This window comes from Rhodanobacter sp. OR87, from assembly GCF_000473345.1.
Classification (GTDB): Bacteria; Pseudomonadota; Gammaproteobacteria; order Xanthomonadales; family Rhodanobacteraceae; genus Rhodanobacter; species Rhodanobacter denitrificans.
This window is the reverse complement of the sequence record NZ_AXBJ01000032.1, coordinates 16,760-29,543: the sequence shown is the minus strand read 5'-3', so window position 1 is coordinate 29,543 and position 12,784 is coordinate 16,760. Positions and strand designations below refer to the sequence as shown.

Annotated in this window: 11 protein-coding genes; 5 read left to right on the top strand and 6 right to left on the bottom strand. The window is 63.0% G+C overall.

What is annotated here, in order from left to right:
• From RHOOR87_RS19405 to RHOOR87_RS0117425, 5 genes are all read right to left on the bottom strand, one after another.
• The coding region (locus RHOOR87_RS19405; RefSeq protein ID WP_155950975.1) for an FkbM family methyltransferase at positions 1 to 946 on the bottom strand (946 nt) is incomplete at its 3' end.
• A complete protein-coding gene (locus RHOOR87_RS0117440) occupies positions 943 to 2,169 on the bottom strand; it encodes an ABC transporter ATP-binding protein (RefSeq protein ID WP_027485762.1) in 1,227 nt (408 codons plus the stop codon). The genes RHOOR87_RS19405 and RHOOR87_RS0117440, both read right to left, overlap by 4 nt.
• Positions 2,166 to 2,960: an ABC transporter permease gene (locus RHOOR87_RS0117435; protein WP_027485761.1), complete on the bottom strand. Its 795-nt coding sequence runs from the start codon at positions 2,958 to 2,960 to the stop codon at positions 2,166 to 2,168. The genes RHOOR87_RS0117440 and RHOOR87_RS0117435 overlap by 4 nt, the downstream gene beginning before the upstream one ends.
• A 13-nt stretch (positions 2,961 to 2,973) precedes the next feature.
• Positions 2,974 to 4,377, bottom strand: a complete 1,404-nt coding sequence (locus tag RHOOR87_RS19400; RefSeq protein ID WP_231381829.1) for a glycosyltransferase — start codon at positions 4,375 to 4,377, stop codon at positions 2,974 to 2,976.
• Between the two features lie 49 nt (positions 4,378 to 4,426).
• Positions 4,427 to 5,596: a PLP-dependent aspartate aminotransferase family protein gene (locus RHOOR87_RS0117425; protein WP_027485760.1), complete on the bottom strand. Its 1,170-nt coding sequence runs from the start codon at positions 5,594 to 5,596 to the stop codon at positions 4,427 to 4,429.
• A gap of 273 nt (positions 5,597 to 5,869) precedes the next feature.
• Here RHOOR87_RS0117425 and rfbB point away from each other — a divergent pair, with 273 nt between their 5' ends.
• The 5 genes from rfbB to RHOOR87_RS0117400 are packed head-to-tail and all read left to right on the top strand — an operon-like array spanning position 5,870 to position 10,803.
• On the top strand, positions 5,870 to 6,940 hold the full coding sequence (gene rfbB, locus RHOOR87_RS0117420) for a dTDP-glucose 4,6-dehydratase (RefSeq protein ID WP_027485759.1): 1,071 nt from the start codon (positions 5,870 to 5,872) through the stop codon (positions 6,938 to 6,940).
• Positions 6,937 to 7,827 carry a glucose-1-phosphate thymidylyltransferase RfbA gene (rfbA, locus tag RHOOR87_RS0117415; RefSeq protein WP_027485758.1) on the top strand — a complete coding sequence of 297 codons (891 nt, stop codon included), beginning with the start codon at positions 6,937 to 6,939 and terminating at the stop codon, positions 7,825 to 7,827. Before rfbB ends, rfbA begins: the two co-directional genes overlap by 4 nt.
• Complete coding sequence (rfbC, locus tag RHOOR87_RS0117410; protein WP_027485757.1) at positions 7,824 to 8,381, top strand: dTDP-4-dehydrorhamnose 3,5-epimerase; 558 nt, start codon at positions 7,824 to 7,826, stop codon at positions 8,379 to 8,381. The genes rfbA and rfbC overlap by 4 nt, the downstream gene beginning before the upstream one ends.
• Before the next feature lie 57 nt (positions 8,382 to 8,438).
• Positions 8,439 to 9,374 (top strand): dTDP-4-dehydrorhamnose reductase, encoded by a 936-nt coding sequence (gene rfbD / locus RHOOR87_RS0117405; RefSeq protein WP_027485756.1) that lies wholly within the window; start codon positions 8,439 to 8,441, stop codon positions 9,372 to 9,374.
• Between the two features lie 16 nt (positions 9,375 to 9,390).
• Positions 9,391 to 10,803, top strand: a complete 1,413-nt coding sequence (locus tag RHOOR87_RS0117400) for a mannose-1-phosphate guanylyltransferase/mannose-6-phosphate isomerase (protein ID WP_027485755.1) — start codon at positions 9,391 to 9,393, stop codon at positions 10,801 to 10,803.
• Between the two features lie 93 nt (positions 10,804 to 10,896).
• Here the strand turns inward: RHOOR87_RS0117400 and glmS are convergent, their stop codons facing one another.
• Entirely contained in the window at positions 10,897 to 12,726 is a 1,830-nt protein-coding gene (glmS, locus tag RHOOR87_RS0117395) for a glutamine--fructose-6-phosphate transaminase (isomerizing) (RefSeq protein WP_027485754.1), read from the bottom strand.
• Positions 12,727 to 12,784: the final 58 nt, after the last annotated feature.

Here is a 12,784-nt window from a genome sequence, read left to right as displayed (position 1 = left end):
TGCGCAGGTACTCGGCATTGATTCGCCACTGCTCACTCTCAGTTTGCGCGCGTGCCACGCTCTGTGCCTCACGTTCCGAGGCCTCGTCCAGCAGCCGTCGCTGCCCCACCAGGGCTGCCTCTCGACGCTCGTTCTCGCTGCGCAGGTATTCGACACTGGCACGTAGCTGCTCAGAATCCGATTCGGCCCGTACCACGCGTTGTGCGTCGCGCATAGCCAAAAGATCGCCCTGCGCCGCCTGCAAATGGTTGCGCGCCATAGCCTCGGAAGCGCGCACGAAATAATCAAAGACATTCGGCGGGCGGGAAAACGCCTGGTCCAATTCGGCATGCTCGTCGGCTACATAAAACCGATTGAGGCCATCCTCATAGACGAAGTGATAGCCACGTCCTGTGAGCAGCGGCTCCCATTCCATATAAGCAGGCGTCTGGCTATTGGGTTCGGTAGCTTCGAGCAGTATCACCCACGGGCGTATGCGCTCCAGCGAAAGACCGCGCAACGCCGCTGCCTCGCCCCCCTCACAATCGATCTTGAGAAAGTGAATTTCACCAACCTGGTGGGTTTTGCAGACCTTGTCCAAGGTCACGCATTTCACATCCGACTCGCGGATCTGGTGTCCGGCCTTCGCATGACGTTCCGCAAAAACACGGTCGGTCGTTGAAAGCCCGCTATCAATCACCTCGAACAAGTGCAACTTGCCAGGACTATCGGACACGGCCAACTGCAGATTGATGTCAAGCGGGCGATCGGCAACCAGTCGCTGGAACCAGTGCGTGACCGGCTCAATGTTGATACCGCGCCAACCCATTTCATAAAACGCCTTGGTCACTGAATCGTCAACTGGATCCTGCGCACCAACATCGATGTAGAAGCCGTGCTTGACCCCGCGCAGTGCGCGAATGAGCATCACGTCTTCGTAATTCTGAGCATAGGAGATAAAACTCATGGACTCCCAACCTCGATCTGTGGGGGAACCCACGCCGATCCCACGAATACAGGGCGCGACATGTTTGAAACATTGAAGACCAGCGCAAGGTCCCTCCATTCGTAGTTATTGACGAGATGGGTGTCCGTGCTGACCAACGCAGTCGAAACCGAGTAGCTCCCCTGCCCGAAATTCATCGGGAAGCTGATACGGAACTCAATGCGTTGCCCCGCCCGTACGTTTTCCAAGGCCTGCTTCGTATGATGCGTGTTAGTGCCGAAAACCGGCTGCCCCAAACGATCCTTGATCATGTAACCGAGCACCAGTCGCGGGATGTCTTCTCGCACAATCACTCGAACAAGCAGGGTCACGGACTGACCAACATCAACAAACTCCACCGACTCGTCAGCAGCGTTGAGGAGCGCGATACTTTCAATCGAGGCTTCACCACTACCTGAAACGGTCTGCACGCGGCCGCTGGCGTGATTTGAAATCGTAATTGTACTGTTCTCGCGTTCCGCGATCAGCGCATTGTATAGATCCATGACTTCCGCCGGATCGCCGTCTTTTACAAGCGCGCCGTTCTCCAGGAGCAACGCGCGATCACACAGGGTTTGCACCGCACTGCTGTCGTGGGAAACGATCAGCAGACTCGTACCCTGCTCGCGGAACTCGCGTATTCGTTTAAAACATTTGTGCTGGAAATAGGCATCGCCCACGGACAGTGCCTCGTCTACGATGAGAATGTCTGGACGGAACGCCGTTGCCACTGCAAAAGCAACGCGCATCTGCATGCCACTCGAATAAGTGCGCACTGGCTCGTCGAAATATTCGTCAATCTCGGCAAACTCTTCGATGGCCAACATGGCGCCATCAATGTCTGCCCGAGAGAATCCCATGAGCCCGGCAGTGTGATAGACGTTGGAGCGGCCGCTCAAATCTGGGCTGAAACCCATGCCCAGCTCGAGAATGGCTGCTATTCGCCCATTCACCGCAACGGCACCTTCGGTTCCCCTGAGTGTGCCCGTTATCAGTTTGAGCAGAGTGCTCTTTCCGGCACCATTCTGACCGACGATACCGATGGATTCGCCACGCGCGACGTTAAATGAGATTCCGCGGAGGACCCAAGTCTCTGTTTTGGCGCGCTTGCGAACCCCAAGCCATGAGGCAAATCGACGCCACTCCGATCCATAATCACGAAAGGCCTTGCCAAGTCCGCGCACAGCAAGCAGTGGTTCACTCACAGCACATCCACCATTTCCGGCGCCGAACGCCTGAACAAAATCAATGAAAACAGTAACAGGACGGTCGCTGTTGCTGCAATAACGGCCAACCCGGCGATGCTGGGTGCACGCCCGTAGAGAAGAACGTCTTGGAAGGCAATGACCATGTGCATCATTGGATTGAATTCCAGCAGAGCACGCAAGCGATCCGGAATAATACTTGGCATGTAAACGATCGGGGTCAGCCAGAACAGTAGCTGCAATACCACCATCATGAACTGAGCGACATCTCTGACAAACACATTGAGTACACCAAGGATAAGACCAAGACCGAGAGCAAATGCCAAATTTATACCGATCAGAAGTGGAAGCCACAACATCGCCACACTCGGCGAATGGCCAATCAGCACGAATACGCCCACTGCCGTCACGAGCAACAACAAATTATTCACCAGAGAAGATCCGGCAATGATAATGGGTAGGCAGACACGCGGGAATGCCATCTTCTTCATCAAATTACCATTGTCAACAAATATGGTCAGCGACCGAGTTACCACTTCGGCAAACAGCGACCAGGCAATCATGCCGGCCATCAGGTAAATCACATACGCATAACGGTTGTCGATGCCCGGCAGTTTGGCCGCCATGATGCGCGACAGTACCAAAGCGTAAATGGCAACCTGTGCCAACGGCTGCAAAATCATCCACAGGGCACCCAACTTGCTCCGTGCGAACCGCGAGCGAAGGTCGTTTTTGATCGACGACACGATGAAGTGACGATAACTCCAGATCGCCGCGAAAATCTCTTTCATGCAGCTCGTTCCCTTAGGTAGTGCCAATTGTCGAAACGATGCCCGTTTTGACGGCCGCACCTGAATGTAACGACAACGCCTCCAACCGGAGAATTATCCGATGTGCCGTTGCATGTGGTGAAAACCTGTCACGGATATCCAGCGCAGCCTGCGCCCCGATCCTCTTAGCAAAATTACCATCCTCGACCACCTTGCGCATCAGACCGGCAGCATGCGCAACACTGGGCTCAGCCCATCGCTGCCCTGTGTGATGAAGATACTCACCTTCACCTACCGGTACCAACTGGTAGTCCACCAGACAACTGTTGTCCGAAGTCATGAACTCCATGTTGCCCGACCATGCCGTGGCGATCACGGGCTTGCCCAAACGCATGCACTCGGCGAGCCCCAGCCCGAAACCTTCAGCTCGATGCAGTGAAATGTACGCATCAACGCAACGCTGTAGCGCTTGCACGTCACTGCGATCGATCACCTCATCACGGATGATAATGCGACGGTCAGCAGCTGCCGCCTTCAGTAATTCCTGCAGCTTTGCGGGGTGCCGATGGCCATTGCTCGATTTGATCAGCAGCCTGACATCACGCCGACCATCAGCAAAGGCCAACTGAAACGCCCTGATAACGGCGAGCGGATTTTTTCGGGCCAAGAAAGAGTTGAAATCGAAGCTATTCAGAAAGACGAAAACGTCATCATCCAAGCCGAAGTCTGAACGCATCAACCCACTGTCACGCGCCTCGCTGACTGGCAACGGGGCATGCCAAACGGGCTTTTCGGTAATACGCTTGACCGCCGCTTCGATGAAACGGGTAGAAACCATGACCTCGTCCACCCGCTGCAGCGCTGGTAACCATTCCTCTGGAAACACCTCCAGCTCCCAGAACCAGCAAGCGATCATGTAACGATCACCCAAGCGCTCGCGACCGATGATTGCAATGGCCTCGTCCAGATAGTCCGGATTGACGAAAATCAGGTTGACACCGTAAGGCGTCTCCTTGCCGATGTGCAGGTCAAGGCTGGTGTCATCCATTCCATGTGGTATATCGATGGGAATGTCATGGATGGCCACCGGATAACCTTCGGCCAGCAAGGCCCACGCATAAAGACGCGCGCCTTCGGCCAATCCGAACTGACCGCGGGCATAGGCAAAAATGTTCACGCCCACGGCTTTGCCGTACTTGTCGCTAGGTATGGCTACCCATGTCGGATCGGACTGGTGTGCATGTTGCTGCCAGTTCGACGTCCGCTGAAACTTGATTTGCTCACTGACGCGCGCAGCCAACGCCTCAGATATCCTGTTTCTGACTATCGGTGGGACATGACGATAAATCGCCTTGAGCCATGGCTGTCGACGAATCCATGCAGACAAGTTCAACAGCCCGACACCGAAAGTCATCCTTGAGCGGCTGATAATGTTCACCACATGCGTCCCATCGTCATGTCCGCACAGGCATATTTGATTGCCATGGTCAGCTACCTAACGCGTAAGTCAGCTCTGCGCGCAGATCGGCCAGATCCTCCACCCCAACCGAGAGCCGAATCAAACCATCATTGATCCCCAACCGCTTGCGGTTCGCCGCAGGCACCGAGGCATGGGTCATGATGGCGGGGTGCTCGATCAGGCTCTCGACACCGCCGAGCGATTCGGCCAGCGCGAACAATTCACAGCGCTCCAGCATGCGCTTGGCCTTCTTCAGGCCGCCCTTCACCTCGATCGTGACGATGCCGCCGAAGCCGTGCATCTGGCGTTTCGCCAGCGCATGCTGCGGGTGGCTCTTCAGACCGGGATAGATCACCCGCTCGACCGCCGGGTGTTTCTGCAGCCACGTCGCCAGCTCCAGCGCACTGGCGCAGTGCTGGCGCATGCGCAGGTGCAGGGTCTTCAGGCCGCGCATGGCGAGGAACGCATCGAACGGGCCGGCCACCGCACCGACCGAGTTCTGCAGGAAGCCCATCGGCGCGGCCAGTTCCTTGCTGCCGGCCACCACGATACCGCCGACCATGTCGGAGTGGCCGTTGATGTACTTGGTCGCCGAATGCAGCACCAGGTCAGCGCCGTATTCCAGCGGCCGCTGGATCATCGGCGAGCAAAACGTGTTGTCGACTACAAGGATCAGGCCGTGCTTCTTCGCGAACGCGGCGACCTTGGCCAGGTCGACCAGCTTCAGCATCGGGTTGGTCGGCGTTTCGGCCCAGATCATCCGGGTGTTCGGCTTCAGTGCCGCCTTCAGCGCCGCCATGTCGTTCAGGTCGACGAAGCTGAAGTCCAGCCCGGCCGAGCGCCGGCGCACCTTCTCGAACAGGCGGTAGGTGCCGCCGTAGAGGTCGTCCATCGCGATCACGTGGCTGCCCGAATCCAGCAGGTCCAGCACGGTCGCCGCGGCGGCCAGGCCGGAGGCGAACGCGAAACCGGCCACGCCGCCCTCCAGGTCCGCCACGCAGCGTTCGTAGGCCATGCGCGTAGGATTTTGCGTGCGCGAGTACTCGTAGCCCTTGTGCTTGCCCGGGCTCTCCTGCACGTAGGTCGAGGTGGCGTAGATCGGCGTCATGATGGCGCCGGTGCTGGGATCGGGATGCTGGCCGGCGTGGATCGCGCGGGTGCCCATTCCCTGTTCACTGCGTTGCTTGCCGCTTTTCATCGCTCTGTTTCTCCCGACCCGCCGAACGGATCGCCTGGGTGACGATCAAGCCCGTGATTCTAGCCGTTAAGCGGCAACTATCGGGTATACGGATGAGGATGACGTTCATCCCAAAGTGAGCAAACTGTCGGTTTTTCAGCATCTTTCTCGCTTCGACACCTTCGCGAACACGGCCGGCGCTTGGTCATCGCGTCCGGAACCGGCATCATTTACTGCCCACCCGGCGCTCGAACCGCCCTGCAGACCCGCTCAGCTGAAACCCAGGACATCTTGATGAACGAATCATCCACGAAGAGCAAGACCCTGCTGGTCACCGGCGGAGCCGGCTTCATCGGCGCCAATTTCGTGCTGCAGGCAGTGGCCGATGGCCTGCAGGTCGTCAACCTGGACAAGCTCACCTACGCCGGCAATCCGGACACGCTGGCGTCGTTGCAGAGCAACGAGCGGCATGTGTTCATGCACGGCGACATCGGCGACCGCGCGCTGGTGGCCAGGCTGCTGGCCGAACACCGGCCCGACGCGATCGTGAATTTCGCCGCCGAATCGCACGTCGACCGCTCGATCGACGGCCCGGCCGAGTTCGTGCAGACCAACGTGGTGGGCACGCTGGGCCTGCTGGAATGCGCCCGCGATTACTGGCGCGGCCTGGAAGGCGGCGCCCGCGAGGCGTTCCGCTTCCTGCATGTGTCCACCGACGAGGTGTATGGTTCGCTCGGCGTCGAGGGCAAGTTCACCGAGACCACGCCGTATGCGCCGAACTCGCCGTACTCGGCCTCCAAGGCCGCCTCCGACCACCTGGTGCGCGCGTTCCACCATACCTACGGCCTGCCGGTGCTGACCACCAACTGCTCGAACAACTACGGGCCGTACCAGTTCCCGGAAAAGCTCATTCCGCTGGTGATCCAGAAGGCGCTGGCCGGCGAAGCGTTGCCGGTCTACGGCGACGGCAGAAACATCCGCGACTGGCTGTTCGTGGGCGACCACTGCAGCGCGATCCGCCGCGTGCTGGACGCCGGCCGGGTGGGCGAGACCTACAACGTGGGCGGCAATGCCGAGCGCGAGAACATCGCCGTGGTGAAGACCATCTGCAGCCTGCTCGATGGGCGCCGGCCACTGGCCGACGGCCGCTCGCGCGAGTCGCTGATCACCTACGTCAAGGACCGCCCCGGCCACGACCGCCGCTACGCGATCGACTCCAGCAAGTTGCAGGCCGAACTGGGCTGGCGGCCGTCGCAAACCTTCGAAACCGGCATCGCGCAGACGGTGGACTGGTATCTCGCCAACCAGCCGTGGGTGCAGCGCGTGCTCGACGGCAGCTACCGCATGGAGCGCCTCGGCGCATGAGCAACTCGCAAAAAGGCATCATCCTCGCCGGCGGCTCCGGCACCCGGCTGCACCCGATCACCCGCGCGATCAGCAAGCAGCTGCTGCCGGTGTACGACAAGCCGATGGTCTACTACCCGCTGGCCACGCTGATGCTGGCCGGCATCCGCGAGGTGCTGGTGATCAACACCCCGCACGAGCAGTCGATGTTCCAGCGCCTGCTCGGCGACGGCTCGCAGTGGGGCATCGACATCCGGTATGCAGCGCAGCCTTCGCCCGACGGGCTGGCGCAGGCGTTCACCATCGGCCGCGACTTCGTCGACGGCAAGCCGAGCTGCCTGGTGCTGGGCGACAACATCTTCTACGGCCATGGTTTCACCGAGCGCCTCAAGCGCGCCGCCGCGCGCGAACACGGCGCCACGGTGTTCGGCTACTGGGTGAAGGACCCGGAGCGCTACGGCGTGGCCGAATTCGACGACGCCGGCAAGGTGATCGGGCTGGAGGAAAAGCCGGCCCGGCCGAAGTCGCATTACGCCATCACCGGCCTGTACTTCTACGACGCCCGCGTGTGCGACTACGCCGCGTCGCTGAAGCCCTCGCCGCGCGGCGAGCTGGAGATCACCGACCTCAACCGCTGCTACCTCGACGATGACTCGTTGCACCTGGAGCAGCTCGGCCGCGGCTTCGCCTGGCTCGACACCGGCACCCACGAGTCGCTGATGGAAGCGGGCAACTACATCGAGACGATCGAGAACCGGCAAGGCCTCAAGGTGTGCTGCCCGGAGGAGATCGCCTACATCAACGGCTGGATCGACACCGAGCAATTGCTGGCACTGGCTGCGCCGCTGGCCAAGACCGGCTACGGCCAGTACCTGCAACAGCTGACCCGGCATGGCCACGTGCGATGAAAGTGATCGAGACCGCGCTGCCCGGCGCCCTGATCATCGAACCGCAGGTGTTCGGCGATGCCCGCGGCTTCTTCTACGAGAGCTACAACAAGGCCAGATGGATCGAGGCGGGCATCGACGTCAACTTCGTGCAATCCAACGTCTCGCGCTCGGCCAGCGGCGTGCTGCGCGGCCTGCACTACCAGTGGCCGAACCCGCAAAGCAAACTGGTCAGCGTGCTCGAAGGTGAGGTCTATGACGTGGCGGTGGACATCCGCCGCGGCTCGCCCACGTTCGGGCAATCCGTCGGCGTGATGCTGACCGCCGACAACCACCGCCACTTCTGGGTGCCGGAAGGTTTCGCGCACGGCTTCTGCGTGTTGTCCGAATTCGCTACCTTCACCTACCAGTGCACCGCGCTGTACGACCCGAAGACCGATGCCGGCATCCGCTGGAACGACGCCGCGCTGGGCATCGACTGGCCGATCAGCGCACCTTTGCTGTCGGACAAGGACGGTATGACGCCGCTGCTTGCCGACGTGCCGCCCGAACGGCTGCCGATGTACGAAGCCTAGGCTTTTTTGATCGTCATCCCCGCGCAACCGGGGATGACGATGATGGGGAAGGTGGACATGAAGACCCTGTTGCTCGGCGCCAACGGCCAGCTCGGCCGCACGTTTCTCGACCAGGGCGCCCTGGCCGCATGTGGCGAGCTGGTTGCCGCCAGCCGCAATGGCGTACTGGCTGCAGGCGGAAACGGCGAGGTCGCCGACCTGTCGACCCCCGAGTCGCTGCCCGCCCTGCTCGACCGCGTGCGGCCGGACGTGATCGTCAATGCCGCCGCGTACACCGCGGTCGACCGCGCCGAGCAGGAAGAGGCGTTGGCCACCCGCGTCAACGGCGAGGCGGTCGGTGTGCTCGGCCGCTGGGCGGCGGCGCACGGTACGCTGATGATCCACTACTCCACCGACTACGTGTTCGACGGCAGGCGGTCGCAACCGTACGCCGTCGACGAGGCTACCGGCCCGCTCGGCGCCTACGGCCGCAGCAAGCTGGCCGGCGAGCAGGCGCTGAGCGACAGCGGCGCCGACCATCTGATGTTCCGCACTGCCTGGGTCTACGCCGCGCATGGCCACAACTTCCTGCGCACCATGCTGCGCCTGGGCGCCGAACGCGACGAACTGCGCGTGGTCGCCGACCAGCACGGCGCACCCACCGACACCATGCTGATCGTGGAAGCCAGCCTCGCCGCGCTCGACCGCTGGCTTCAGGCCGACGCCGCGCAGCGGCGCGCACTGGCCGGCACCCATCATCTGGTCGCCAGCGGCGCCACGACCTGGCATGGCTTCGCCAGCGCGATCGTCGAACAGGCCACGGCACTCGGCCTGCTGGCGCATGCTCCCCGCGTGGTCGCGATCGGCAGCGCTGAATTTCCTACCGCTACCGTGCGCCCCGCGTGGTCATTGCTGGATAATGCCGAGTTCCAGCGGCACTTCGCTTTTCCACTCCCCGATTGGCGGCAAGGCTTGCGCAAAACCATGCAAGAGCTCATCACATCAACCAACTGAAACAGGACAAGGACCCATGTTGATTCCCCTCATCCTCAGCGGCGGCAGCGGCACGCGCCTGTGGCCGGTTTCGCGCAAGAACCTGCCCAAGCAGTTCCTGGAACTGGCCGGCAAGGGCACGCTGTTCCAGCAGGCCATCGCACGCACCCGGCAGTTGCCCGATGTGGCCGTGCCGATCGTGGTGGCCAGCGAGGACCACCGCTTCCTCGCTGCCGACCAGCTGCTGGAAGGGGATATCAAGGGCGCCACCATTGTGCTGGAGCCGCTGGCCCGCAACACCGCGCCGGCGATCGCGTTGGGTGCATTGCAAGCATTGCAACGCGATGCCGATGCCGTGCTCCTGGTACTGCCTGCTGATCATCTGATCGGTGACACGGCCGCGTTTGTCGAGGCCGTGAAACAAGCCATGCCGCTGGCTGAACAGGGCTGGCTTGTGACGTTTGGCATCCGCCCGGATCGTCCGGACACCGGCTTCGGCTATATCCGTCGCGCGGAAACCGTGGACGCCCATGGCTATCGCGTCGAGCAGTTCGTCGAGAAACCCGACCTGGCCACGGCCGAGTCGTACCTCGCCGACGGCGGCTACGACTGGAACTCCGGCATGTTCCTGTTCAAGGCCGCGCGCTACCTGGAGGAACTGGCCGCGCACGCGCCTGCGATGCTGGGGGCGGTGCGCGAGGCGTACGCGAAAGCCACTACCGACCTCGACTTCGTGCGCATCGACCGCGACGCGTTCGCGCTGGTGCCGGACGACTCGATCGACTACGCGGTGATGGAGAGGACCCGGCGCGCGGCAGTGATCCCGGTCAGCTGCGCGTGGAGCGACATCGGCTCGTGGTCGGCGCTGTGGCTGACCGGCGGCAAGGACGCCGACGGCAACCTGCGCGAAGGCGACACCATGGCGGTGGACACGCACAACTCGCTGCTGCGCTCGCACGAGCGCCACCTGCTGGCCACCGTCGGTGTCGACGACCTGATCGTGGTGACCACGCCGGACGCCACCCTGGTGGCGCACCGCGATGCCGCGCAGGACGTGAAGAAGATCGTCGAGCGGCTGAAGGCCGCCGGCCGCAGCGAACACTCGCTGCACCGCGTGGTGTACCGGCCGTGGGGCAGCTACGACTCGCTGGAGGAAGGCGAGCGCTTCCAGGTCAAGCGCATCGTGGTCAAGCCCGGCGCATCCCTGAGCCTGCAGAAGCACCACCACCGCGCCGAGCACTGGATCGTGGTCTCCGGCACCGCCGAGGTCACCTGCGACGACAAGGTGTTCCTGCTTGGCGAAAACCAGAGCACGTATATCCCGCTCGGCAGCAAGCACCGCCTGCGCAATCCCGGCAAGGTCGCGCTGGAACTGATCGAGGTGCAGTCCGGCAGCTACCTCGGCGAGGACGACATCGTGCGTTACGACGACGTGTACGGGCGCGCCTGACCGCGGAAAACCCGTAGGAGCGCACCCTGTGCGCGATGGCTCTTGGGCGTAGCGTGACAAAGAGCCATCGCGCACAGGGTGCGCTCCTACGGCCTATTCCACCGTCACTGACTTGGCCAGGTTGCGCGGCTGGTCGACGTCGGTGCCGCGCAGCACGGCGACGTGGTAGGCCAGCAGCTGCAGCGGCACGGTGAACACGGCGGGGGCGATGAAGGAGCCGCCCGATTCGACGCGCAGCATGGCGCCGTGGCCGGCCATGTCGTCCATGCCGGCGGCGCCGTCGGCGAACACGATCAGGCGGCCGCCGCGGGCGCGCACTTCCTGCAGGTTGGATTTCAGCTTGTCCAGCAGCGGGCCGTTCGGCGCCACCGCGATCACCGGCATGTTCTCGTCGACCAGGGCCAGCGGGCCGTGCTTGAGTTCGCCGGCGGCATACGCTTCGGCGTGGATGTAGGAGATCTCCTTGAGCTTCAGCGCACCCTCCAGCGCTACCGGGTACTGCACGCCGCGACCAAGGAACAGGGCGTGCTGGCGGTGGATGAAGTCGGCCGCCAGCACGATGATCGCCGGCTCCAGCTGCAGCGCGTTCTCGACCGCCCGCGGCAGGTGCTGCAGCTCGGCGCACAGCGCCGCGTAGCGGTCGTCGGCCAGACCGTTGCGGCGGGCCAGCTCCAGCGTCAGCAGGGCCAAGCCGGCCAGCTGGGTGGTGAAGGCCTTGGTCGAGGCCACGCCGATCTCGGGGCCGGCGCGGGTCATCAGCTTCAGGTCGGCCTCGCGCACCACCGAGGATTCGGGCACGTTGCAGATCGCCAGCGTGCCGAGGTAGCCGCGCCGGCGCGACTCGCGCATCGCCGCCAGGGTGTCGGCGGTTTCGCCGGACTGCGAGATCGCCACGAACAGCGTGCCCTCGGGCACCACCGTCTCGCGGTAACGGTATTCGCTGGCCACCTCCACGCTGACCGGCAGGCGCGCGTATTCCTCGATCCAGTACTTCGCGACCAGGCCGGCGTGGTAGCTGGTGCCGCAGGCGATGATGTGCAGGCCGCGGACCTTGCGCAGCAGGGCGTCGCTGTCGATGCCGAAGATGTTCGGCAGCACGCCGTGCGCGCCGAGGCGCGCCTCCAGCGTGTCGGCTATGGCGCGCGGCTGCTCGAAGATCTCCTTCTGCATGTAGTGGCGGTACTCGCCGCGCTCGACCGCGTCGGTGGACAGCTCGCTCTCGTGCACCGGGCGCACCACCGGCGTGCCGTCGAGGGCGAACACCTGCACGCTGTCGCGGGTGATCTCGACCACGTCGTTCTCGTCGAGATGCAGCATCTTGTTGGTGACCTGGATCAGTGCCTGCGCGTCGGAGCCGAGGAAATTCTCGCCGATGCCCAGGCCGACCAGCAGCGGCGCGCCGCGGCGCGCACCGACCACGCGGCCGGGCTCGTCGCCGCTGATCACCGCGATGGCGTAGGCGCCCTCCAGCTCGCGCACGGTGGCCAGCACCGCCGCGCGCAGGCGCATGCCCTGGCTGAGGTGGCGGTCGATCAGCACGGCCATCACCTCGGTGTCGGTCTCGGAGGTGAACACGTGGCCATCGGCCTGCAGCCCGGCGCGCAGGCCGGCGTAGTTCTCGATGATGCCGTTGTGCACGATCGCCACGCGGCCGGCGATGTGCGGATGCGCGTTCGCCTCGCTCGGCACGCCGTGCGTGGCCCAGCGGGTATGCGCGATGCCGGTGCCGCCGGGCAGCGGGTCGGCCAGGTACAGCGCTTCCATCTCGCGTACCTTGCCCTTGGCGCGCACGCGGCGGATCGCGCCATGGTCGAGCACGGCCACGCCGGAGGAGTCATAGCCGCGGTATTCCAGCGCCTTCAGGCCGGCAATCAGCAGCGGGGCGACATCACGCTGGGCAACGGCAGCAACGATTCCACACATCGACAGGGCTTCCCTTGGGTGGTTGCGCGGCCCGCGGCCGCACCTGGATGGCCATCTT